The sequence below is a fragment of the Erythrobacter sp. NAP1 genome, assembly GCF_000152865.1.
GTDB lineage: Bacteria > Pseudomonadota > Alphaproteobacteria > Sphingomonadales > Sphingomonadaceae > Erythrobacter.
The window spans coordinates 1899911-1923162 of record NZ_CH672390.1 but is presented as its reverse complement, the minus strand read 5'-3'; the positions used below and the strand labels follow the sequence as shown (position 1 = coordinate 1923162).

Annotated in this window: 21 protein-coding genes; 7 read left to right on the top strand and 14 right to left on the bottom strand. The window is 62.1% G+C overall.

Annotation, left to right across the window (positions count from 1 at the left end; genetic code table 11):
- Positions 1–50: 50 nt before the first annotated feature.
- Complete coding sequence (locus tag NAP1_RS09235) at positions 51–524, top strand: cytochrome c family protein (protein WP_156777236.1); 474 nt, start codon at positions 51–53, stop codon at positions 522–524.
- 137 nt (positions 525–661) lie between these two features.
- Here NAP1_RS09235 and hemA read toward each other — a convergent pair whose 3' ends face one another.
- From hemA to bchF, 14 genes are all read right to left on the bottom strand, one after another.
- Positions 662–1882, bottom strand: a complete 1221-nt coding sequence (hemA, locus tag NAP1_RS09230; protein ID WP_040464880.1) for a 5-aminolevulinate synthase — start codon at positions 1880–1882, stop codon at positions 662–664.
- A gap of 38 nt (positions 1883–1920) precedes the next feature.
- Entirely contained in the window at positions 1921–2760 is an 840-nt protein-coding gene (gene puhE / locus NAP1_RS09225; protein ID WP_007165013.1) for a putative photosynthetic complex assembly protein PuhE, read from the bottom strand.
- On the bottom strand, positions 2754–3815 hold the full coding sequence (gene acsF, locus NAP1_RS09220) for a magnesium-protoporphyrin IX monomethyl ester (oxidative) cyclase (RefSeq protein WP_007165012.1): 1062 nt from the start codon (positions 3813–3815) through the stop codon (positions 2754–2756). The genes puhE and acsF overlap by 7 nt, the downstream gene beginning before the upstream one ends.
- The gene (locus NAP1_RS09215) at positions 3812–4153 is read right to left on the bottom strand and encodes a hypothetical protein (RefSeq protein WP_007165011.1); all 342 of its coding nucleotides are present in this window, start codon (positions 4151–4153) and stop codon (positions 3812–3814) included. Before NAP1_RS09215 ends, acsF begins: the two co-directional genes overlap by 4 nt.
- Positions 4154–4156: 3 nt before the next feature.
- On the bottom strand, positions 4157–4636 hold the full coding sequence (puhC, locus tag NAP1_RS09210) for a photosynthetic complex assembly protein PuhC (protein WP_007165010.1): 480 nt from the start codon (positions 4634–4636) through the stop codon (positions 4157–4159).
- A complete protein-coding gene (puhB, locus tag NAP1_RS09205) occupies positions 4633–5355 on the bottom strand; it encodes a photosynthetic complex putative assembly protein PuhB (protein ID WP_007165009.1) in 723 nt (240 codons plus the stop codon). Before puhB ends, puhC begins: the two co-directional genes overlap by 4 nt.
- The gene (gene puhA / locus NAP1_RS09200) at positions 5346–6173 is read right to left on the bottom strand and encodes a photosynthetic reaction center subunit H (protein WP_007165008.1); all 828 of its coding nucleotides are present in this window, start codon (positions 6171–6173) and stop codon (positions 5346–5348) included. Before puhA ends, puhB begins: the two co-directional genes overlap by 10 nt.
- Positions 6174–6258: 85 nt before the next feature.
- Positions 6259–7692 (bottom strand): BCD family MFS transporter, encoded by a 1434-nt coding sequence (locus NAP1_RS09195; RefSeq protein WP_040464375.1) that lies wholly within the window; start codon positions 7690–7692, stop codon positions 6259–6261.
- Complete coding sequence (gene bchM, locus NAP1_RS09190; protein ID WP_007165006.1) at positions 7689–8396, bottom strand: magnesium protoporphyrin IX methyltransferase; 708 nt, start codon at positions 8394–8396, stop codon at positions 7689–7691. The genes NAP1_RS09195 and bchM overlap by 4 nt, the downstream gene beginning before the upstream one ends.
- On the bottom strand, positions 8396–9292 hold the full coding sequence (bchL, locus tag NAP1_RS09185; RefSeq protein ID WP_007165005.1) for a ferredoxin:protochlorophyllide reductase (ATP-dependent) iron-sulfur ATP-binding protein: 897 nt from the start codon (positions 9290–9292) through the stop codon (positions 8396–8398). The genes bchM and bchL overlap by 1 nt, the downstream gene beginning before the upstream one ends.
- Positions 9293–9306: 14 nt before the next feature.
- Positions 9307–12945, bottom strand: coding sequence for a magnesium chelatase subunit H (locus tag NAP1_RS09180; RefSeq protein WP_050750421.1), 3639 nt, complete (start codon positions 12943–12945; stop codon positions 9307–9309).
- Positions 12935–14497, bottom strand: a complete 1563-nt coding sequence (bchB, locus tag NAP1_RS09175) for a ferredoxin:protochlorophyllide reductase (ATP-dependent) subunit B (RefSeq protein WP_007165003.1) — start codon at positions 14495–14497, stop codon at positions 12935–12937. Before bchB ends, NAP1_RS09180 begins: the two co-directional genes overlap by 11 nt.
- A 2-nt stretch (positions 14498–14499) precedes the next feature.
- Complete coding sequence (locus NAP1_RS09170; protein ID WP_007165002.1) at positions 14500–15798, bottom strand: ferredoxin:protochlorophyllide reductase (ATP-dependent) subunit N; 1299 nt, start codon at positions 15796–15798, stop codon at positions 14500–14502.
- On the bottom strand, positions 15795–16340 hold the full coding sequence (gene bchF / locus NAP1_RS09165; RefSeq protein WP_040464374.1) for a 2-vinyl bacteriochlorophyllide hydratase: 546 nt from the start codon (positions 16338–16340) through the stop codon (positions 15795–15797). The genes NAP1_RS09170 and bchF overlap by 4 nt, the downstream gene beginning before the upstream one ends.
- A gap of 253 nt (positions 16341–16593) precedes the next feature.
- On the opposite strand from bchF, the gene NAP1_RS09160 reads away from it, so the two are divergent.
- The 6 genes from NAP1_RS09160 (at position 16594) to NAP1_RS09135 (ending at position 23235) form a co-directional block, all read left to right on the top strand.
- Positions 16594–17508 (top strand): B12-binding domain-containing protein, encoded by a 915-nt coding sequence (locus NAP1_RS09160; RefSeq protein WP_007165000.1) that lies wholly within the window; start codon positions 16594–16596, stop codon positions 17506–17508.
- 13 nt (positions 17509–17521) lie between these two features.
- The gene (ppsR, locus tag NAP1_RS09155; RefSeq protein WP_007164999.1) at positions 17522–18946 is read left to right on the top strand and encodes a transcriptional regulator PpsR; all 1425 of its coding nucleotides are present in this window, start codon (positions 17522–17524) and stop codon (positions 18944–18946) included.
- 273 nt (positions 18947–19219) lie between these two features.
- A complete protein-coding gene (gene chlG / locus NAP1_RS09150; RefSeq protein WP_040464372.1) occupies positions 19220–20146 on the top strand; it encodes a chlorophyll synthase ChlG in 927 nt (308 codons plus the stop codon).
- Positions 20146–21507, top strand: a complete 1362-nt coding sequence (locus NAP1_RS09145; protein ID WP_007164997.1) for a BCD family MFS transporter — start codon at positions 20146–20148, stop codon at positions 21505–21507. The genes chlG and NAP1_RS09145 overlap by 1 nt, the downstream gene beginning before the upstream one ends.
- On the top strand, positions 21504–22712 hold the full coding sequence (locus NAP1_RS09140) for a geranylgeranyl diphosphate reductase (RefSeq protein ID WP_007164996.1): 1209 nt from the start codon (positions 21504–21506) through the stop codon (positions 22710–22712). Before NAP1_RS09145 ends, NAP1_RS09140 begins: the two co-directional genes overlap by 4 nt.
- Before the next feature lie 34 nt (positions 22713–22746).
- Entirely contained in the window at positions 22747–23235 is a 489-nt protein-coding gene (locus NAP1_RS09135; RefSeq protein ID WP_241761204.1) for a TspO/MBR family protein, read from the top strand.
- Positions 23236–23252: the final 17 nt, after the last annotated feature.

Below are 23252 nucleotides of genomic sequence, written 5' to 3'. Positions count from 1 at the left end.
CGCTCTCCATCAGGGGGGCCGTGTGAATAAGTAAGAGGGAATTAGATCCTATGCGTAAGATTGTTATGAGCGCTGTCGCTGTACCCGGCATGCTCGCACTGGCCGCTTGTGGCGGCGCCCCCGCAAATGAAGAACCTGCCGACGCCGAAGAAGTGGCCGAGGTCGAAGAACCCGCTGAAGAAGAAGTCCCGATGGACGTCGCCTTCGCTGACCTCACCGGCGATGCGTCTGCTGGTGAAACCGTCTTCGCACAGTGCCGCACCTGCCACCTCGTTGAAGAAGGCAAGAACGGCGTTGGGCCGTCGCTATACGGCGTGATTGGCCGCGAAGCTGGCTCGATCGAAGGCTTCAACTATTCGGACGCCAACGCGAACAGCGGCATCACGTGGACCCCCGAAGTGATGTTCGAATATCTCGAAGCACCGCGTGAATACATGCCTGGCACCCGTATGGCCTTCCCGGGGCTCAAGGACCCGCAGGACCGCGCTGACGTCATCGCTTATCTCGACGCGACAGACGAATAAGCTGAAAGCTTTGACCGGGATCCCGGTCACACAAAAAAGGAAAGGGCGGCGTGGGATACTACGCCGCCCTTTCTTTTGGCCCAGGCCCGGATAGGTTTGGGGGGAAGGGCCCGGCCTCAATCTGTCCGCTCAGGCTCTCAGGCAGCGATAGCGCCGCGAGCAAGCTCACACTGCGACCAGATTTCGCTCAGCGCCTCTGTCAGCCGAGTTATATCGCCATCGTCATGGACAGGTGAGGGCGTGAGGCGCAGTCGCTCGGTCCCGACCGGAACGGTGGGATAATTGATCGGCTGCACATAGATGCCGTGATTGTCCATCAGCCAGTCGCTGATCATTTTGCACTTCTTCGCATCGCCAACCATCACCGGAATGATGTGGCTGGGATTGGGCAGGTGCGGAATTCCCAGAATGTCGAGCTGTCGGCGGACCTGCGCGACCCGCTCACGCTGGAGTTCACGCTCGGCATCGCTATCCTTTAGATGCCGGATGCTTGCCGCCGCGCCGGCTGCAACAGCAGGCGGGAGCGCGGTCGAGAAGATGAACCCGCTGGCAAAAGTACGCACGAAATCGACAAGGTCGCGGCTGGCAGCGATATATCCGCCCATGACGCCGAAGGCCTTGCCCAGCGTGCCCTCGATCACTGTAATGCGATCCATCAGGCCCTCACGCTCGGCAACGCCGCCGCCGCGCGGTCCGTAAAGGCCCACAGCGTGCACTTCGTCGATGTAGCTCATCGCGCCGTGCTTTTCGCAAACGTCGAGGATTTCCGCGATCGGTGCGATGTCGCCGTCCATCGAATAGACGCTCTCGAACGCGACCAGCTTGGGCACCTCGGGACCGAATTCGGACAGGTGCCGGTCGAGGTCCTCGACATCGTTGTGCTTCCAGATCTTGTAAGGTGCGCGTGAGTGGCGGATGCCTTCGATCATCGACGCGTGATTGAGCGCATCGGAGAACACCACACAGCCGGGGATCTTGCTGGCAAGGGTGCCCAGACCCGCCCAGTTCGAGACATATCCGCTGGTGAAGAGCAGCGCGCTTTCCTTGCCGTGCAGATCGGCAAGCTCAGCTTCGAGCTCGACGTGATAGTGATTGGTGCCAGAGATATTGCGCGTGCCCCCTGCGCCCGCGCCGCATTCATCGAGGCACGAATGCATCGCTTCGATCACCTTGGGATGCTGGCCCATGCCGAGATAGTCGTTCGAGCACCACACCGTGACGGCACGCGTCTCGTCATCGACGAAGCGCGTCGCGTGCGGGAACTTGCCGCAATGGCGCTTGATGTCGGTGAAGACGCGGTAGCGCCCCTCTTCGCGCACCGCATTGAGCTGCTCCGCGAAATAGGCTTCGAAATTCATGGGAATTCCCCTGTTCTGCATGGTCTTGTTGTCGTTGCTCATGACGGCTGAGAGCCCCCCTTGCCGCCAAGGTTTGAGTGCGAGCCGGAGCGTGCCCCGGCCTGCGGTAATGCCCACCCCCACAGCATCCCATCTCTGAAGGGCAGGGCGAGGAAAAGATGTTCAAGCACGCCAAGCAGGCACAGCGCGGTCAGCAGGCTTGCACCCGTCATCTCTACGCTGCCAAGCGGAGCGGCGATCGCAAGGCTGCCAAACCAGGCCGAAGCCGCTAGGATCGCGGATACCGAAACTGCAAGCAGCCAGGTCATACGGTTGCGACCGAAATAGCTCTTCAGATAGCTCAGGTGAGCGGGGAGCATTTCAGTCGTCGAGTTGGGAACGCCGACAAACAGGTTCACCTTCGTCGAAAGGCGAAGAGCGAACATCAGCACGAAAACCATCGCTCCGATCTGGTTCGCCGCATTCCAAGAAAGCGTAATCAGCATGAGGGCGGTGAGAGCGAGAGCCACTTCGTGATGGATCACGGTTGCGCTTGCCTGCATGAACCGGTCCATGCCTCGCGCGCCCGGCTGGCACGCCGACCTGCGCGGGCCGGCAGCCGCGCCTGTCAGGAAACCGACTTCGTGCCAGCCCCAGACCAGCAGCGCTCCAACAAACGAGACGTAGACTGCGGCAACGCTCACGCTTTTTGAGGCCAGCAGGATCGCGATCAGCCCAGCGATTCCGGCAGCACCACCCAATGCAACGCTGCGCCTGAAAGTTGCGCGACCGCGATTGTCAGGACCAACGCTCACGGAAAAGGCGATGAGCCCGGTTGCGAAGAACCAGATCACGACCGTTACGATGAACGGCAGAATATGGCCGCTCCAGCTTACCACGCAGGGTGCAGCCTGATCGTCTGCGGAAGCGTGTTGGGCTTCGTGCGGTGGAAATACATCTTTGCAAAGTTGAGGCCGGCACCAGCCATGCCGCTGACGCGCTTGGCGAAGCCGCCAAGACCGCCTTGCGCCTTACCTTCCTCGATCCGAAGGGCCGCCAGGCGAAGCGCTTCCATGTTGGCACGGAAGGTCGGGTCATCGATGTCCAGTTCGACCGGGAAGACCTGTCGGCTGATCTGGTTGCAGATCGAAAACACCTTGTAGTCATACTCGGTCGGATCGACGCCCAACGCACGGTGAAACACCGGACGATTGTGATCGCGCACATACATTGTGGCGTAGACCGACAGCAGGAAGAACCGGATCCACAGCTTGTTGCGGCCCTTGAGCAGGTCAGGGTCCGCGTGCATCAGCATCGCAAACGCCTCGCCATGACGGAACTCGTCGTTGCACCACTCTTCGAACCAATCGAAGATCGGGTGGAACTTGTGCTGCGGGTTCGCGGCGAGGTGGCGATAGATCGTGATGTAGCGCGCGTAACCGATCTTTTCGGACAGATAGACCGCGTACCAGATGAATTTCGGCTTGAAGAAGGTGTACTTCTTGGTCCGTGTCAAAAAGCCCAGATCGACCCCGACGCCGGCATCCTTAAGGCTTTCGTTGATGAAGCCCGCGTGCCGACTTTCGTCGCGAGCGAGCAGCTTGAAGAGCTGCTTCACGTCGGGGTTCTTCGTGCGCCGCGCAATCTCTGCATAAAGGACGCAGCCCGAAAACTCAGAGGTCATCGAGCTGACGAGGAAGTCCATGAATTCTTTGCGCAGTTCGGGTTCGAGGCCTTCGATGACGCCTTTGAAGCTGTCATTATGCTTAAAGTGCTGCTTGTTGGGATCGCCGATCATCTCCTCGATTAGCGCGTCCCATTCCTCGCGCACCAGCGATACGTCGATCGCATCGAGCGCGTCGAAATCGGTCGTGTAGAAGCGCGGCGTGAGCATCGTGTCTTCGGTCGCCAGCGCCATGGCCTCTTCGCTCGTCATGGGCTTGTAAGCGTTCATTTGATCCTCCCGGCGTTGAAGCTGACTTCGTAGAGTTCGGCCAAGTCGAAATAGGCAGCGCAGCGGGTCAGCAGCCGCTTCAGCGGTCCTGCGCGCGTGACTGTCGCGGTGCGTTCAAACACTTCGCGGCTTCCGAACGGAATTGAGATTGGATCGCCGTGGACGCGGACCTTGTCGCCCGGCTCCATCACGATTTCCTCGGGCAGTTCTACATGCGCGTGGAAGTGCTCCGACGACTGTTCGACTGTGATCGTGCAGGGCGTGTCGAAGCGACGCGCGCCGTGCGCTGTCGCGGCGCCTTTTGTGGCTTTAGCCGATCCCTGGGCTAGCGTTGCCATTGTTCAGCTTCCTCTCTCGAGCATGGCTGCGAATGTTTCCCGGTTGCCGGGTCCGAATGATCCGAGTTCGACCGTTGCATCGGTCGTGCTGTCAATCAGGGTGAGTTCGCCATTGTCCCACTCGATGAGATCGAAGGGCACTTCGCGCCCGATGCCGTTGACGCGGCGCTGGTAGGTGAGGCTGCGCAGCGAGGTGCGAACAAAGCCTCCGGTGCCGGGGCCATATCTTTCGATCACCTCGCCGGTCTCAGCATCCTCGACTCTGACCGTTCCGTCGGTTTCGTCGAAGAAATAGAGTGCGCGCGTGTCGAGCGGCTGGGCGCCGGAAGTGGCGCGGGCTTCGCTGGGCACCGATTGCCGCTCGAAATAACCCATCGTGGTGCCCGCCGTCAGGGCGAGAACGCTCACGATCAAGGCTCCTGCCATCATGAGAGGCACACGGTGGACGACGATCTCATCATCTTCATATTCGCGGACGATCATGCATGCGCTCCTTTGAGCTCGCTGTCGGAATAAGCTCCCGCCGCAGCAGGGCCGTTCACCTGCTGAGGCTCTTGGGGCGCGGCGTCCTTGATCTGCATCAAGTTCTGCTCAATCGCGGTGTGATCGGCGCAGGCCTCGGCCAGCATTTTCGCCACCGCCTGTGCATCAGGCACAGCCCGCAGCATCGGCTCGGGCTTGGCAAAACGCCACGGGCGGGCATGCGGCCAGAGGAGCGCATATCCAAGCGTCCGTTCGCCGGCCAGCTGCACCGCGATATCGCCATGGCTCTCGCCGCGCATCCTGAGGTCAGCTGAAGTGACACGCTTGAGCGGAATATTGACCCGCGTTTCAAGCGCCATCCCGATCCGCATGATCAGGCGCGCATCGGTCAGGATATAGAGCGTCGTGCGCCTGCTCACCCAGGCCAAAGCATGCAGGATTGCAACCGCCAGCACACCGAGGACCGTGCAGACAATCGCCGCATTAATGTTGCCGAAGGCAGCCGAAACGCCGATCAGGAGCAAAAAGTATATCCCGACACTGCGCGTGTGGAAGGCAGTGCGGGCGAGCACCGACAACTCGGGCTGCCCGCGCCAAAGCACCGTCTCTTTTTCGCTCGGCGTGCCCATTGGATCGCCGAAGGCCTTGGGGCCGACGGCCTCAAGGTCCTCCAGGCTGTCTTGCGCGCCTGCGTCCGGCTTGCTTTCGTTTACAGCCACGGCTCAGAGCGCTCCGCGGTCGCATACATGTAGCCCCCGCCAAAATAGCCTTGGATCTTGTCTTCCTCGAGACGGGTGATCTGGCCGGCGGTGGCAATGGCAGGAACCGCGTCGAACTGGTCGGCGCGAATGGCTGTGATGTCGATCAGAGCGGTCTGGTCATCCACCAGCGGAGTGATCCCGCCAAGGAATCCTTTGCCCTGAACCGCGCAGAAGCCCATCGGTGCGAGGACTTTCTTGCCCGAATTGGTCGTCACCTCGAGATAGCGGATGATGTGCTCTGCCTGGTCGACCCAGACATCGCTCACCACGCCCGCTTTCTTCTTGTCGGCGGCGTAGACTGGCAGCCCGACCGGATCCATGTCCATTTCGGCGATCGTGATGCCGTGGCTGGCTGCGATCGGAACGATGCGCGGTGCACCTTCCATGGTGAGGTCGGGATAGTCGTTGCGATTGGCGTAGGCTGCCGGGCCGAGGCCATCGGCCATGGCATCGCCGGTCGGCACGAAAGGCGCGCCAGCTGCTCCGAAGGCTTGCTTGGCCGGGATATCGACCGGATCACGCGCTACATCCTCGGGAGTGTAGGTGCCGCGACCGTGCGGCAGCTTGAAGGTCTTCTTCCCCGCATCGAACAGCGGCGTTCCGCGTTCGACCACGCCGGTTTGCTCATGCTCAAGCGGATAGCCTTCGCGGCGGCTCTCGCGGTTGAGATAGATAACGAGCCCGACGAAGAAGATGAAAAACAGGATGAATGCCAATTCGGCAACATCAAACACGCCCACGATGTAAGCGGTCCCCAAAAGGTTGGTGGCAGTCATGGTACTTTCCTCTCAAATGCAAAGGAGCGGACACGCCTCTCGCCCCTTGCTGCGGTAACGGCCGCGCTATCCCTGCTGGCGCGGCTCATGTCGGGAACTCGCGCAGGCCGAACGGCTGGCCTGCGCTATCCCTTGAACGGTTGTCATTGGTGCGAGAGTTGCCGACAAGCGGCCCAATCGCGGCGAGACCTGCAAGAAGCAGCAGGATTTCTAGAGCGTAGACGGTGGTGTAACCGGCTGCGCGGCTCGACAGGAGGGCGGCATCGGCGTTGACGCCGATGGCTGCGATCACATCGCGCAGCGCGCCGCCAGCCGCGATGCCTGCACCAGCGCAAGTTGCCTGAACGGCACCCCATGCGCCGAGCGCGAGACCGGCAGTTTCGCTTTTTGCGAGCGCCATCGCCTCGATGAGCGTGCCGACCGAGAACATGCCGAGCCCCAGACCGATAAGCGCCGCGCCAACGAACAGCATGGTGGGTGAGCCGATGGGCGCGGCGAACAGCACGAGCAGAAATGCATTAAGCCCTGCAACAAGGCCAAGGCCCGCGATCCGCAGCGGATCGCCGCCGCGCGACAGGGCGCGGCCCGAATACATGAAGCCCAGCAGCGCTCCGAGTGCCCAAAGGCCGGTCAGCGTCGTTGTCGCGCCGACCGAGAGGCCGAGGATCTCGCCGCCATACGGTTCGAGCAGCGCGTCTTGCATGGCAAAACCGGCAGCGCCGATGCCAATGCCGGTCAGCAGCCGCGCATTGCGCCCGTCGCGCACAAAATTGTTCCAAAGCTCGCTGAAGCTGGGCGCGTTCGGGTCAGGCTTGGCCCGCTCGGGCGCTCGCGCTTCCTGTTTCCAAAGCGCAATGACATTGAGCACGAGGGTCAGAACGGCAGCGCCCTGGATGACCTGCACGAGCCGGGTGGGCGAGAAGTCAATCAGCAAACCGCCGATGACGAAGGCTGCCAGCATCATGCCCACCAGCAGCATCACGTAAAGAAGCGCAACCGCGCGCGGGCGCTTGTCTTCGGGCGCAAGGTCAGTCGCGAGCGCAAGGCCAGCGGTCTGCGTCACATGGAAGCCAAGGCCCGTCAGCAGGAACGCCACCGCTGCTGCGCCAAGGCCCAATTCAAAGCGCCCCTCGATCTCAAGCAGAAGAAGCGCGAAGGGCATGATAGCCAGCCCGCCAAACTGCATCATCGTGCCAAACCAGATGTAGGGTACGCGCCGCCATCCGAGCGCGGAGACGTGCTGGTCGGACTTGTGCCCGATCAGCGCACGGAAGGGTGCAACCACAAGCGGCACCGCGATCAGCAGCGCGATAAGCCAGGTCGGAGTGCCGAGCTCGACAACCATGACCCGGTTTAACGTGCCCGAAAGCAGCACCATCGCCATCCCGACGCTTACCTGAAAGAGCGCAAGTCGTAGCAGCCGCGAAAGCGGCAGCTCGGTGCTGGCCGCATCCGCGAAAGGCAGCAGCCCTGCGATCATCCGGGCAAACCGGTAGGATTGGCGAGGGGTTTGGCTCATCCGCGTCTCACCAGTTCGAGTGCCTGCGAGGTGTAAAACCCGCTCGAAATGCGCTCGCTGCGACCGATCTTCCAGTCAGAGAGGCGGCCAAGACGTGCGCGCAGCTCGGTTTCCGAGACGGGCACGATAGCGGGTGAACGGTCGCTTTTAGGGAAGGCCTTGCCCACCGTATGCATCGCGCCGAGCAGCTTTGTGTGCGGCGCAAAAGTGAACAGGATCGATCTTGTCGTGCGTTCACTCAGGCCCTCAACGGCGTCGACCAGATCCTCGGGCGAATAGTGAATGAGCGAATCCATCGCGACGACATGCGCGAAAGTGCCGTGCGAGGGATCGAGCATGTCGCCAGCCCGCCAGCGGACCTTCCCATGCCCAGTAAAGCCGGTGGCGCGCTCTCTGGCGACCTCGACCAAACCGCCCGCTACATCGACCGCTGTGACGTCTGCGCCGCGGCAGGCTGCGTCGATTGCGAGAGCGCCTGTGCCGCAACCGGCATCGAGAATGCGCGTGCGGCGCAAATCCGAGGGAAGCCAGCTCACCAGCAACTCGCGCATGGACTTGCGCCCGGCGCGCACGGTCGCGCGGATACCGCTGACCTTTGCGTCGGAGGTGAGGTCGATCCACGCCTGTTTCGCGGTGGAATCGAAATAGGTCGCAAGCGCCTCGCGGCGCATCGTGTAGGGCGTGTCGTCGATCCGGGTGGCCATCACTCAAACCCCAGAAAATCGAAGATGTCCCGGTCCTTCATCGGCTGCGCGGTCGATGGCTCGACCCCTGCCCAGAGCATCGCTGCAAGGCGCAAATATTCGTCCTGCGCGGCAATCACTTCGGGATCGTCGCCCATTTCAAAGAGCGTGCATTTCTTGAGCCGAGAACGACGGATCGCGTCGACGTCGCGGAAATGCGCGAGCCGTTGCATACCAATCTGGTCGCAGAAACGATCAATCTCATCAGTCTCGCGGCTACGATTGGCGACGACGCCTGCGAGGCGGACGTCGTAATTCTTGGATTTCGCACCGATTGCCGCGACGATGCGGTTCATCGCGAAGATGCTGTCGAAGTCGTTCGCGGCCACGACCAGTGCGCGCTCTGCGTGTTGGAGGGGGGCAGCGAACCCGCCGCACACCACGTCGCCAAGCACGTCGAAAATGACGACATCGGTGTCTTCGAGCAGGTGGTGCTGCTTGAGCAGCTTGACCGTCTGCCCAACGACATAACCGCCACAGCCGGTGCCTGCCGGAGGCCCGCCGGCCTCGACGCACATGACGCCATTATAGCCTTCGAACATGTAGTCCTCGGGCCGCAATTCCTCCGAGTGGAACTCGACCGTCTCCAGCACGTCGATCACAGTCGGCATCAACTTCTTGGTCAGAGTGAAGGTGCTGTCGTGCTTTGGGTCGCAGCCGATCTGGAGCACGCGGTGGCCAAGTTTCGAGAACGCAGCCGAAAGGTTGGACGAGGTGGTCGACTTGCCGATCCCGCCTTTGCCGTAGACCGCGAACACTTTCGCTCCCTTGATCTGGTCGCGCGGGTCGAGCTGGACCTGGACCGATCCTTCCCCGTCAGGCTTCGAAAAGCCGGATTTCGGTGTGTGCAGGTTCATGTCGTCGATCCCTCTTATTCTTGAGCCACGAAGACGCCTTCGAGGCGATCTTCGAGTTCGTCATTGGCTTCGCGCAGCGCAGCGAGGGTGGCCTCGTCGGGCTCCCACAGATGGCGGTCGCAGGCTTCAAGCAGGCGTCCGGCCACGCGCGCGCTGGCTTTCGGATTGAGCTCGGAGAGACGTCGGCGCATCTCTTCGTCGAGCACGAATGTCTCGGAAATCTTCTGGTAAACCCACGGCGCAACCTTGCCCGTGGTCGCCGACCAGCCGAGCGTGTTGGTGACGTGCTGCTCGATGTTGCGAACGCCTTCGAAACCGTGATCGAGCAGGCCTTCGAACCATTTCGGGTTGAGCGTGCGCGTACGGGTTTCGAGGTCGATCTGTTCGGCGAGTGTGCGCACCTTCGCGTTCCCGCGCGTCGCATCGAGGATGTAAACGGGTGCGTCCTTGCCCCTGGCCCGAGCCACCGAGCGACTGACCCCGCCAAGTCCGTCGACATATTGGTCGAGGTCGGTGATGCCGACTTCGATGCTTTCAAGGTTCTGGTAGGTGAACTCGACATCCCTCAGGGCCGAGGTGAGCAATTCGCGGCGCTGCACGGGTTCGCCATGCACGCCGTAAGCGAAGCCCTTATTGATCTCGAACGCATTGGCGAGTTCGTCGGGATCGGCCCAGACGCCGCCGTCGATCATCTGGTTCACCTGCGCGCCGTAAGCGCCTTCCTGGTTGGAGAAGACCCTTAGCGCCGCCGTTTCCAGATCGACGCCATGCGCCTCGGCGTGGCTGAGAGAGTGCTTGCGCACGAAGTTGGCATGGGCAGGTTCGTCGGCCTGAGCGGCGAGGAAGGCGGCTTCGGCCAGCATTCGGGTCTGCAGCGGCAGCAGGTCGCGGAAAATGCCCGAAAGCGTCATGACCACATCAATGCGCGGGCGGCCGAGTTCTTCGAGCGGGATAAGCTCTGCCCCGCACAGCCGGCCATAGGAATCGCGCCGAGGCCTTGCGCCCATTAGCGTCATCGCCTGCGCGATCTGGACGCCTTCGGACTTCATGTTGTCTGTGCCCCACAACACCATGGCGATGCTGCTCGGGAATTCGGCGCCGCTTTCGACATGGCGGGCAAGCAGCCGCTCGGCCTGTTCGGCGCCCTGTTTGCAAGCATATGCGCTCGGGATGAGGAAGGGGTCGAAGCCGTGAATGTTGCGGCCCGTCGGAAGGACATCGGGGTTCGCCACCACATCTCCGCCGGGAGCAGGCTGGACGTAGCCACCGTCGAGCGCGTGGATCAGCGAGGCGAGTTCATCGCTTGAGTCGAGCTTTTCACCGAGCGCTTCGCGGTCGGTGTCTTCTCCCGAAGCCTCCACCATCGCGTCGAGCATCGCCTCGCGCCGTTCGCCAGCTGGGTTGCTCCCCAAGACATGCAGACCATGCGGGATCAGTGCCTCTTCCAGCTCGTAGAGCTTGGCCGGAAGCTCCGATAAGTCCGCATAACTGATGTCGAGCGCGTCGCTCTGGTCGGTAATGATCTGCGCCAGGTCCGCGCGTTCCTGTGGGTCATCGCTCATGCGCCAGCGTTCGACGCTGGCTTTGAGTTCGCTGAGTCCCTTGTAAAGGCCAGCCTGAGCGAGAGGCGGCGTCATGTAGCTCACAAGTGTCGCCGCGCTGCGCCGCTTGGCGAGCATCCCTTCGGTCGGGTTGTTCGCGGCGTACAGGTAATAGTTTGGCACATTGCCAATCAGGCGCTCCGGCCAACATTCGCTGGTCATGCCGGTCTGCTTGCCAGGCATGAATTCGAGCGCACCGTGTGTGCCGAAATGCAGGACGTTCTGCGCGCCGAAATCCTCGCGGATGTAGCGATAAAAGGCGCTGAAGGCGTGCGTCGGCGCGAAGTTGCCAGCGAACAACATCCGCATCGGGTCGCCTTCATATCCGAAGGCAGGCTGCACCCCGACAAAGACGTTACCGAAATGCGCACCGAGAACCTGGATGTGCGAGCCGTCCGTCTGCGCCTTGCCCGGTGCCGGGCCCCACTGTGCCTCGATCTCGGCCAGATGGGTTTCGCGCCGCACATGTTCGTCGGCAGGCACACGGTGCGCGACATTGGCATCAGCGCCGAATTGCTCCGAATTGCCGTTTAGGATCGCGTCACGCAGGGCGTCGACACTTTCGGGAAGATCGACCGAATAGCCTTCTGCCGCAAGCCGGGTGAGCGTTGCGAAGAGCGATTCGTAGACCGCGAGAAACGCCGCCGATCCTGTCGCACCTGCATTGGGCGGGAAGTTGAAGAGGACGACTGCGAGCTTGCGGCTCGCCCGCTCCGACCGGCGCAGTTCGATCAGTTTCGCGACTCGGTCTGCCAGTGCCTCGGCCCGCTCGGGGCAGCCCTGCATCGGATTGAGGCGCTCGGACGCCACGCGCTCGCACTTGCGCTCGCAGCCATTGCAAACGGGTGATCCGGGGGCGGGGCGACCGCCGAAAACGCTCGGCGTGATCGAACCGTCGAGCTCGGGAAGGGCGACCATCATGGTTGCTTCGAGCGGGAGCAGGCCCTGGTCGCGCGAGCGCCATTCCTCGAGGCTTTGGAATTCGATGGCGTGCGCCGCGACGTAGGGCACATCGAGATCGCCCAAAATCTCGCGTGCGGCCTTTGCGTCGTTGTAGGCGGGGCCGCCCACAAGACTAAAGCCGGTCAGATTGACGATGGCATCGACCACGGGCTCACCGTTCTCGACAAAGAATTTCTCAATGGCGGGGCGCGCATCGAGCCCGCTTGCAAAGACGGGAACGACCTTCATTCCCGCCGCTTCGAAAGCAGCGATAGCGCCGTCATAGTGGCCGCTATCGTGTCCCAGCAGGTAGGAGCGCAGCAGGATCAGTCCGACCGTGCCGTTCTTGCCGTTGCCGTTTGCCTTGCCATCGCGCGGCAGCAGGCGCAGCGTCTCTGAGATCCGCTGCTTGGTGCGCGGGTGATAGACGCCGGTCTCAGGATACTCGATTGGTGCGTCGGCCTTGGTTTCACCGCGGCGATCAGCGCGCTCGCCCGCGGCGTAGCGGTCGATCAGGGCACGGGCCATGGCGATGACGTTCTCGTCCGAACCGGCGAGCCAGTATTGCAACGTCAGGAAATAGGCCCGCACGTCCTGAGCGGTGCCCGGAATGAATTTCAGGATCTTTGGCAGGCGTCGCAGCATCTTCATCTGCCCCGCGCCCGAACTTGCTCCTGCCTTTTTCGATCCGCGCAGCTTCTTGAGAAGCGCGAGCGGGCCCTTGGCGGGCGCATCCATGCGGTAGCCGCCCATGCGGGTCAGCTTCACCACTTCGCCTGCCGACATAAGGCAGACCATCGCGTCGCATTCCTCGCGCCGCGCTTCGAGCGTAGGCAGAATCGCGCGCACATGGTCGTCGAGGAACAGCATCGTTGCGATGACGATGTCGGCGTTCTCGACCGCTTCCTTGGCGCATTCGAGCGCGCCGTTCTCGCTGCCCCATTCGGACGCGGCGTGGAGCGTGAGTTCGATGTTATCTCGGGCAAGCACCTCGTCAGCACGGTCAACCGCGCCTTTCAGGTGGCTGTCGAGCGTGATGATGGTGACGCGCACAGGAGCCTTGCGCTGGTCACCACCTGGGGCAGTAGGATGGTCTGCCCTACCGTGCATAATGCGCTTTGGCGTCGTACAAGGTTTCGAGGTCGATCTCTGATCGGCCCTGATCCTGGGCGAAGGCTTCGGTATTACGCCGTGCCTTGCCTCTTACGAAGAACGGGATTTTCTTGAGCTCGCGCTCTGCCTCTACCGTCCAGATGCTGTCCGGGTTCGTCGGCGTTTGAGGAATGACCGGCTCTTCTGGCACTTCGGCGTCGATTGTCGGGGCGCGTGGTGAGTGTGCTGCGTGATGCGATGCACCTGCCTCGTCCGAGAATTCGAAATCCTCGCGGAACATGGTGAGCAGGTGCTCTTCCAGGCCCATGACGAGCGGATGAACCCAGGTATCGAAGATCACATTCGCGCCCTCGAAACCCATTTGCGGGCTGTGGCGCGCCGGGAAGTCCTGCACGTGAACCGGCGCCGAAATGACCGCGCAAGGCATACCGAGACGCTTGGCAATATGCCGCTCCATCTGCGTGCCGAGCACGAGTTCGGGAGAAGCCTCTGCAATCGCATCTTCGACCGCAAGGTGATCGTCGGTGATGAGCGGTTCGACGCCGTAGAGCTTTGCCGCTTCGCGAATTTCGCGGGCGAATTCGCGGTTGTAGCAACCAAGTCCGCATACCTCGAAGCCAAGCTCGTCCTGAGCAATGCGCGCGGCCGCGACGGCGTGGGTTGCGTCTCCGAAAATGAAGACGCGTTTCCCGGTGAGATACGTCGAATCGACACTGCGGCTCCACCACGGGAGCCTGGATGATTGGTCGCCGAGGGCAGGCGTGGGATCTGCACCTGCCAACTCGGCGACCTCGGCAATGAACGCGCGTGTGGCGCTCACACCGATAGGCGTTGTGCGGACCGTTGGCTGCTTGAACGTACGTTCGAGCCAGCGGGCCGCCTCATCTGCGATTTCGGGATAAAGAACGATGTTGAAGTCGGCAGCGCCAATGCGCGCGATGTCCGACGGGGTCGCGTCCAGCGGCGCGACGAGATTGATCTCGACGCCCAGCGCATCGAGGATTTTGCGGATCTCCACGAGATCGTCGCGGTGGCGGAAGCCAAGCGCGGTGGGGCCGAGGATATTGGCGCGAGCGGCGCGTCCTTCGCGCGGGGCCTGCGTCAGGTCCTTGTCCGCCAGATGGCGCACGATCTGGTAGAACGTTTCCGCCGCGCCCCAGTTTTCCTTGCGTTGGTAGCTGGGAAGCTCAAGCGGGATTGCCGGGCAGGGCAGGTCCATCGCTTCGGATAATCCGCCAGGATCGTCCTGGATCAGCTCCGCCGTGCACGAAGCGCCCACGATCATAGCCTGCGGCTTGAACCGTTCCGCCGCGTCGCGCGCGGCGTCTTGGAACAGCTGGGCTGTATCCTTGCCAAGATCGCGCGCTTCGAATGTGGTGTAGGTTACCGGCGGACGCTCACCGCGCCGCTCGATCATGGTGAAGAGCAGGTCGGCATAGGTGTCGCCCTGCGGCGCGTGGAGCACGTAATGCAGGCTCTTCATCGCGGTGGCGATGCGCATCGCGCCAACGTGGGGCGGTCCTTCGTATGTCCAGACAGAGAGCTGCATCCTTACACCTCCAGCCTGTCTCGGCGGCGCAGGGGCCGGGCGAAAAGTTCGGCGAGGTCGCCTGCCTGATCGAAACCGTGGATCGGTGAGAAGACGAGCTCGATCGCCCACTTCGTGCTGAAGCCTTCAGCCTCGAGCGGGTTGGCAAGGCCGAGGCCGCAGACGGTCAGATCGGGCTTGTCCTCGCGTACGCGGTCAAGCTGGCGCTCGACGTGCTGGCCTTCGCTGATGCGTGCCGATGGCGGAATGAGGTCAAGCTCCTGAGCGCAGTGAGCGCGGTGGAGATAGGGCGTCCCGACTTCGACCGGGACCATGCCAAGCTCGGTCGAGAGGAAGCGAGCCAGTGGCACTTCAAGCTGCGAATCCGGCAAGAAGCTTATGCGCTTGCCCTCGAGGTTTTCGCGGGCATGCTCGATGGCGCGCTTTGCCCGTTCGCGGCCCGGTGCGACGACGGCGTTGAAGTGTGCTTCGTCGATGCCGAACTCGCGCGCGGCAGCGTGTAGCCAACCGGTTGTGCCTTCCGCGCCAAACGGGAAGAGCGCATCGATCCGCCTCGCTCCGCGACCCTCGAGCGCCATGGCCGTGTCTGACAGGAAAGGCTGGGCTAGGAGGTAGCGCGTATTCGGGCCGACGGGCGGCAGGTCGCGGGCATTGCGAGCAGGCAGGACGCCGACATTGTCGATGCCGAGCTGTTCGAACAGCCGCAGGAATTGGTCCTCTACGATGTCGGGGAGGGAGCCGACCACGAGCAATTGCTTGGGCGCGTCCGCTGCCAGAACCGGCATTTCCGGCACAAGCGCGGCAAGGCAGGCGTCTTCGCCTTGCGTGAAGGTCGTCTCGATCCCGCTGCCCGAATAGTTGAGAATGCGCACATTCGGCATGTGCTGGGCGCCGAGACGCTGTGCAGCCTTGGCAAGATCGAGCTTGATGACCTCCGAAGGGCACGAGCCAACGAGGAACAGCGTCTTGATATCGGGCCTGCGAGCCAGAAGGCGCGTCACCACCCGGTCGAGTTCGTCCTGCGCATCGACCATACCTGCAAGGTCGCGCTCTTCCATGATCGCGGTTGCAAAGCGCGGTTCGGCGAAGATCATCACGCCCGCTGCCGATTGCAGAAGGTGCGCACATGTGCGCGAGCCAACCACCAGGAAGAACGCATCCTGCATCTTGCGGTGCAGCCACACGATCCCAGTGAGCCCGCAGAACACCTCGCGCTGTCCGCGTTCACGCAGGATCGGGCGTGATTGTGCGGCCTGAGGGGCATCGCAGCCAGCCAGTGGAGTGTCGAGCGGCGGCGTCATGCGGGCACCGCCTCGGCATTGCTGCCCTGCAGGCGCGCTATGCGTAGTTTCCAGAGAAACTGTCCGGCATTGATGACATAGGCCGCGTAAGCCGCCAGCGCGACGCCGAGTCGCTGCTCCATCGTGCCGATCGCACCAAAGAGCATGACAAGGTAGAGCGTGTGCAGCGCAAGCACCGCCATCGAGAAAACGTCTTCCCAGAAAAAGGCGGGGGCGAAGAGCCACTTGCCGAACACGACCTTCTCCCAGATCGAGCCGGTGATCATGATGGTGTAGAGCACCAGCGTCTTGATCACGATCGAGGCGTCCGCGAGCCATGCGCCTTCGCCGCTTGAAAGCGTGCGAAGGACAAGTCCGAGACTGACAAGGAAAACAAGGAATTGCAGCGGCGCGAGGAAGCCTTGGACCAAGGTCCAGACCGACTCGTCCCTCCGTCGGCGCTCCTCTGGTGAGTAGAGCGCCCCCTGGATCCCCGCTTGTCCTCGCGCACTGCCGGAAGGCGGTGCGGAGCCAGCCGAGGATGAGAGATCTTGTCGAGTCATCCTCATCGATAGCCTTTGCTGTCAGAATGCAAGACTACGCCCCTCGACCTGTGAGTGTCAAATAAATTAGACGTAAAATAAAGTGGACAGTCTGCCAGCGAGTTCCTTAGGCTATTTGCTAAGGAAGAGTGATTGGTGTAGTGGAGTCGCGTTGACGGAACAGGTGTCGGGCATCATCCGACCTCGTCAGCCTCGACGCGGGGACCCGCGCCATCACCGGAGACTATCAGCCGGTGGACGGGAAGGGTCAGCAATGGCAGCTCAAAAGGGCACAGGAATGATCGGCGCCGGCTCGGCCGCGTTGCGCAGGGTCATGTCCGCTTCCTTGAAGCTTCGCAAAGACTCCGAGGACGATGATCAGTCCGCCAATCCGGACAAACAAGCGCTTGCCGGCGACTCTATCAACGCAATCATCGAAGGCGAGATCATACCGCGCCTGCTGATGGCTCACGCCATTGGTACAGGCGGGGCCGTACCCCATTCGGAAATCGATCCTTCCGCCGCGAACAAATTCGCGCTACTGCCCTTGCGGCTCGAGGCGGCAAACTTGCTCGAGGAGGTCGATGCTTTCCTCGCCGATGGTGTCAGTGTCGAAGCGGTTTTCCTCGACCTTCTTGCTCCCGCAGCGCGCCGTCTTGGCGAGATGTGGGAAGACGATGAAGCCGATTTCCTGGACGTCACGATGGGTTTGTGGCGACTGCAGGAAGTTATGCGCGAGATTTCCGCGCGCGCTCCCATTCGCCCGCCGCTTGCGCCGCCTGAGGCGGCCCGTGCGCTGTTCGCGCCGATGCCGGGCGACCAGCACAATTTCGGCGCGCTGATGATGGACGAGATTTTCGCCCGCGCAGGGTGGAACAGCAGGGTTCTGACCAAGCCTTTGCGCAAGGAGCTTCTCGACGCGCTCTCTAGAGAGCCGTTCGACGTCGTAGGATTGACGCTTTCACGCGATTGCCCTAGCGCCGCTGTAACAAACATAATCAAGGCGATGCGCAGCGTGTCTGCAAATCCGCACCTCTCTATTTTAATCGGTGGTCGAATGATCAACCAAAACCCAGCACTAGTTGCCGAAGTGGGAGCCGATGGGACCGGCGCCGACGCTCGGGCCGCACTCGATGTGGCAGAGCGATTGGTCCAGTCCGCCGTGGTGCGTGCGCATATGCTGAAATAGGGTGGGCCTGTAGATGCTGACCCGAAAGCACTCCATCGAAGGCAAGAATCCGTTCGGCAAGGCCGCCGAGCTTTTCAACTCGCTTGACGCCGACGCGGCGATGAAGCTCGCGATGGTTGCCGGTGACATTACCCTCGTCCTCGACGACACCGGGATGATTGTCGACACCGCCTTCGATCCCAAGGAATTCCCCGGCTTTGAAGGCTGGGAAGGCACCAACTGGATCGACACGGTAACCGTCGAGAGTCGCCCCAAAGTCATGGAAATGCTGGCCGCCGCGAGGCGCGGTGAGGTGCAGCATTGGCGCCAGGTCAATCATCCGACCCGCGATGGCGATGTACCGATCCGCTATGCCGTTTTGACCGTCAATGGAGGCGAGCACCGCATCGCCTTCGGGCGCGATCTGCGCGAGGCCGGCAAGATGCAGCAGCGCCTGCTTCAGGTGCAGCAATCGCTTGAACGCGACTATCTGCGCATGCGCCAGCTCGAAGCGCGATATCGGATGCTGTTCGAGATGTCGGGCGAGCCGGTTATGATCGTCGAGGCTGCAACCCTGCGAATCCGTGAGGCCAACCCCGCTGCTCACACGCTGATGGGTGTTCGGTCGGGTAGCTTGCCGGGCAAGAAGCTCCCCACGCTTGTGGAAAAGGGATCGCGTGACACGCTTCAAAATCTCGTCGGAGCGGCACTGGCGTCCGAGCATGTAACACCTTTGAGTGTGACCCTCACGAAGGGCTCCACAGAGGTAGCGGCCACCGCTGCGGCCTTTACTCAGGACCGGGGGCAATACCTCCTTCTCAAGCTTTCGCCTCAAATGGATCAAGGCGATGCAGGCGGCTTCTCTCCGGCGCTCGAGCTGGTCGATCAGATGCCGGACGCATTCGTCTTGGCCGATTCCAACCTCGACCTCGTCAGTTGCAACAACGCTTTCGTTGAGCTGGTGCAGGCCGCCAGTGTTGACCCGTTGCGAGGCCGGGCGCTGGCAAGCTGGATTGGACGTCCGGGCATCGATCTGGAACTGATCGAGGGTCAGATCGACCAGTATGGATGTGCCCGCAACGTTTCGACCGTGCTTCGCATCGGCGATAATATCGAGGGCGAGCCGATCGAGTTGTCAGCGGTGCGCTCAAGTGGCGAAGGTGGACTGTATGCTTTCGTGATCCGTCCGATCGGCCGCCGGTTGCGCGATCTGCCGCCCGGATCGCAGGACCTGCCGCGTTCGGTGGAGCAACTCACCGACCTGGTCGGCCGGATGTCGCTCAAGGAAATCGTGCGCGAAAGCACCGATTTGATCGAGCGCTTGTGCATTGAGGCGGCGCTTCAATACACCTCGGACAACCGCGCATCGGCCGCAGAAATCCTTGGCCTGTCGCGTCAGAGCCTCTATTCCAAGCTTCACAGGCATGGGCTTGGCAACCTGCCGAGCGATCCCGAATAGGCACACTTCAACGCGCGCCGAGTGCCTGCGCAGGAGTGCTGGGTAGTCCTCCGCTGGCTCATTCACATCAATTGCATCGTGAAATCAGGTGTTTGGAGATTCGCGAAATCCAGGCGCTTTCGGCGAGGCTGTGCTGCATGCGCGCACGCTCTGCGCCTCTAGAGACGCGCAATTGGCGCTCAAAATCCGGATATCGGCGCAAAACGGGCGATCGGACACATCATAGTGTCCAATTAGTTTGACGCATACGCCTGTCAGGCATAGATTTACGACATGGAGAGGTCCGCCGTCTCGACTCGCGAAGTGCCCATTACTCAGGCGCCAGCGCCCTTGCGTCCCAGACCTCGTGATATTCTCGAACTGCTCAAGCCGATCACGTGGTTCCCGCCAATGTGGGCTTTCATGTGTGGTGCTGTCTCGTCTGGGGCAGGTCTGGACGGACGATGGCTCTTCGTGCTGGGCGGTGTGCTGCTTGCAGGTCCGCTCGTTTGCGGGACGAGCCAGGCCGTCAACGACTGGTTCGACCGCCATGTCGATGCCATCAATGAACCTGACCGTCCCATTCCCTCAGGCCGCATTCCCGGACGCTGGGGGCTCTATATCGCCATAATGGCGACCATCATTTCAGGAGTGGTCGCATGGCTGCTCGGACCGCTGGTCTTCGTCGCGGCACTCGTCGGGCTGGCGCTCGCATGGGGTTACAGCGCGCCGCCGTTCCGCTTCAAGACAAGCGGTTGGACAGGTCCGGCCGTGGTCGGCCTTACTTATGAAGGGCTGAGCTGGTTCACGGGCGCTGCGGTCATCCTCGGCGCCATGCCTCGCGCAGAGGTCCTGATAGTTCTGGTGCTCTACAGTCTGGGCGCTCACGGCATCATGACGCTCAACGATTTCAAGGCGGTTGAGGGAGACAGGGCGACAGGCCTTCGCTCGCTTCCCGTCATACTGGGCGTGACGCCCGCAGCGCGCTTTGCCTGCGCGGTCATGGCGCTCGCGCAGATCGCGGTCATTGCGCTTCTGGCCTATTGGGGCCTTACGCTTTCAGCTTTGATCGTCGGCGGGGTGCTGTTGGCTCAGTTTGCGGCCATGCCGCGCCTGCTTGGCAATCCGAAGCGCTATGCACCCTGGTATAATGGTGTGGGCGTGACGCTTTACGTTCTCGGCATGCTTGCCGCTGCCCTCGGCCTTGGGGGTTACATCTGATGCACGCGCCAGCACCGCCTCCGGCGAATCGTGGCCTGTCATGGCTGGCGATCATCCGCATCGGCCTGGTGCAGGCCTCTATCGGGGCAATGGTGATGCTGATTACCACGGTCCTCAACCGATTGATGGTGGTCGAGTATGCGTTGGCGGGAGCCATCCCGGCAGCACTTGTTGGTTGGCATTACGCGGTCCAGCTGGGCCGCCCCCTGTGGGGGCATGGCTCGGACAAGGGCGGCAGCCGCTCGCTCTGGATCGCCGGCGGGATCGTGGTTCTAGGCCTTGGCGCGATCATGGCGGTTCAGGCGACGGTGATGATCCAGCAGGAATTCACGCTCGCCATGGTCATCGCTGTGCTCGGCTACACGCTGATCGGCGTCGGCGTCGGGGCGAGCGGGACTTCGGCGCTGGCGCTGCTGGCATCGGGTGTTGCGCCCGAACGGCGCGCAGCTGCTGCGGCGGTCACATGGATCATGATGGTCGCCGGTATCGTCGTATCGGCCATCACGGTCGGCGCTTTGCTTCAACCGTTTTCGCCCGAGCGCCTGTTATCGGTTGCGTCCGGCCTGCTGATCACCTGCATCGCTATAACCTGCATCGCGGTCTACCGGATTGAGCCGCGATCGGGCGCGGTGCTTGCCTTTGCTGAAACCGCAAAGAGCGATCCGCCTCCCGACTTCAAGGAAGCCCTGCGCGAGATCCTGCACGAAAAGGCCGCGCGCCGCTTCACGCTTTTCATCTTCGTCTCGATGATGGCCTTCAACATGCAGGACCTGATCCTTGAGCCATTCGCAGGATTGATCTTCGGCATGACGCCGGGCCAATCCACGCAGCTTGGCGGCATGCAGTCTGGCGGCGTGCTCGTCGGCATGATCGTCGCCGGGATCGGGGGCAGCGCCTTTGCCGGACGGCTCCCGTTCGAGCTTCGCCACTGGATCGTGTTCGGCTGCCTTGGATCGGCGCTCGCACTCGCGTGCCTCGCGATCGCCGCGCAGGTTGGACCGGGCTGGCCGATTGCCGTGAACGTCTTCGTCCTCGGCTTTTGCAACGGGTTGTTCGCGGTCGCTGCGATCGGCGCGATGATGGGTCTTGCCGGGGCCGGTGAGAAAACGCGCGAGGGCGTGCGTATGGGCGTCTGGGGCGCGGCGCAGGCGATTGCATTCGGTCTGGGCGGAATGCTCGGCGGGGGAGGGCTGGACGTCGCTCGACGCGCCATCGCGCATGACCCCAGCGCATTTCAGATAGTTTTTGCCATTGAGGCGGGGCTTTTCGTGCTCGCCGCCTGGCTTGCGGTGCGTGCCACCGCCAGAGGGCTCGCGCCTGCGCGCGCCATTATCGAGAGGGACGAAGAGGTGTTTGCATGAGCGAGAAAATCTACGATGTCGTCGTCGTTGGCGGAGGCCCCGCTGGCGCAACCGCTGCAAACGATCTCGCGCTTGCGGGCCATTCGGTGCTGCTGATGGAGCGAGGGGGACGGATCAAACCGTGCGGTGGAGCCATTCCGCCCCGTGCGCTCGACGATTTCGACATTCCGCAATCGCTACTGGTCGCGCGCGCTCGTTCAGCTCGCATGATCGCGCCCTCGGGACGCGCCGTCGATATGCCGGTCGGCGAGATCGGCTATGTCGGCATGGTCGACCGCGAGGAGTTCGATGAGTGGCTGCGTGAGCGTGCCCGTATGTCCGGCGTGGAGCGCCTGACCGCCACTTTCGACAAGGTCGAGCGCGACGAGCATGCGCACCCAATCGTAACCTTCAGGCGCGAACGCGGCGGGCCAATCGAAAAGGTCCGTGCACGCTGCATCATCGGCGCAGACGGAGCACGCTCCTCCGTTGCCAAGCAGTGCCTGCCCGATGCGGAACGGGTCAAATGCGTCTTCGCCTATCACGAGATCATCAAGTCGCCGCAAATGGGCATGATCGCAAACGATGATGCCTACGATCCAGACCGCTGCGACGTCTTCTATCAAGGCAAGCTCTCGCCCGATTTCTATGCGTGGGTGTTCCCGCATGGCGATACGGCTAGCATCGGCGTCGGCAGCGCAAACAAAGGCTTTTCGTTGCGCGGCGCGGTTTCCGAAATGCGCAGTGAGCTCGACCTCACCCGCTGCGAGACGATCCGCCGCGAAGGCGCGCCCATTCCCTTGAAGCCGTTGAAGCGCTGGGACAATGGAGCAGACGTCATCGTCGCGGGCGACGCCGCCGGCATTGTCGCCCCGGCATCGGGCGAGGGCATCTATTACGCGATGGTCGGCGGACGCTACTCCGCTGAGGCGGCATCGCAAATGCTCCTGACCGGCGAGGCCAAGGCGCTCAAGACAGCGCGCAAACGCTTTATGAAGGATCACGGCCGCGTTTTCTGGATCCTCGGGATCATGCAGTATTTCTGGTATTCGAGCGACAAGAGGCGCGAGCGTTTCGTCGATATGTGCGACGACAAGGACGTCCAGCACCTCACCTGGCAGGCCTACATGAACAAGAAGCTGGTCCGGAAAAAACCGCTCGCCCATGTGAAGATATTCCTGAAGGACACAGCGCACCTGCTCGGCCTCAGACCGGCGAGTTCGTAACGTTTTTCAATCGGCGGGAGAGGGATCACCAGCCATGAGTATGAGCAAGACCTGGATATTGCCCGCTGTCGTGGCGGCCATTGCCGCAGCGATTGTTGCGGTTCTCGGAGCAACGATCACCGATCTGGGGCCATGGTATCAAAGCCTCGAAAAACCGGGCTGGAACCCGCCCGATGTCCTGTTTCCGGTGGGCTGGACGATCATATTCGCTCTTAATACCGCAGCGATTGTCTCGGCGTGGCGCGCCGCGCCTACGCCCAAGGTTTCGGATACGATCATCGGGCTGTTTGCGCTCAATGCGTTTCTCAACATCACGTGGTCGATGATCTTCTTCCGCATCCAGCGGCCCGACTGGGCGTTCATAGAAGTGTTGCTCTTGTGGCTCTCGATCGTGGCGCTGGTTGTCTATTGCGGGCGGTATTCGAAGCCAGCAGCCTTGCTGTTCCTGCCCTATCTGCTTTGGGTGACTTTTGCCGCAGCGCTCAACTGGGCGGTGGTTGATCTCAACGGCCCCTTCGGCTGAGCGCGCCTGTACGACCA